We start from the raw sequence: 610 nt of genomic DNA, 5'->3' as shown, positions 1-610 counted from the left end.
GGAATACTTTGATGGCACCAACTGGGTTGGCGTCCCTGCTGATGGTATTGTCACCCTCGCGGCGGGCACTACCGCGTTGCAACTGCGTGTCCAAACCAATGATGACAGCGTCTATGAAGGGGCAGAAAGTTTCAGCGTCACCGTGACCGGTCAAACCGGCACAACGGGCACCGCCACCGGCTCAGCCACCATTGTCGACGACGGCACCGGTCCGGGTCCGGAGCCGGATGATGATCGCCCATCGGTCTCTATCACCAATGCAGGCATCCTCAACGAAGGCAGCACTGCGCTGTTCACCGTGAACTTGTCTGCGGCGGCCGACACGGCCACCACGGTTCAGCTGACCCTCAATGCCGGCGATACCGAAGCCGGTGACATCGGTACACTGGAATACTTTGATGGCACCAACTGGGTTGGCGTCCCTGCTGATGGTATTGTCACCCTCGCGGCGGGCACTACCGCGTTGCAACTGCGTGTCCAAACCAATGATGACAGCGTCTATGAAGGGGCAGAAAGTTTCAGCGTCACCGTGACCGGTCAAACCGGCACTACGGGCACCGCCACCGGCTCAGCCACCATTGTCGACGACGGCACCGGTCCGGGTCCGGAG

1 protein-coding gene is annotated in these 610 nt (G+C 60.8%); it reads left to right on the top strand.

Features of this window, described 5'->3' with window-relative positions; translation table 11 throughout:
• Window positions 1-610, top strand: a 610-nt coding sequence (locus A9G05_RS26285) for a Calx-beta domain-containing protein (RefSeq protein ID WP_218187214.1), incomplete at both ends; no start/stop codon positions are given.

This window comes from Pseudomonas sp. ENNP23, assembly GCF_001728945.1.
Classification (GTDB): Bacteria; Pseudomonadota; Gammaproteobacteria; order Pseudomonadales; family Pseudomonadaceae; genus Metapseudomonas; species Metapseudomonas otitidis.
Note: the sequence above shows the minus strand (reverse complement) of the source record. Positions and strands in the feature narration are given on the sequence as shown.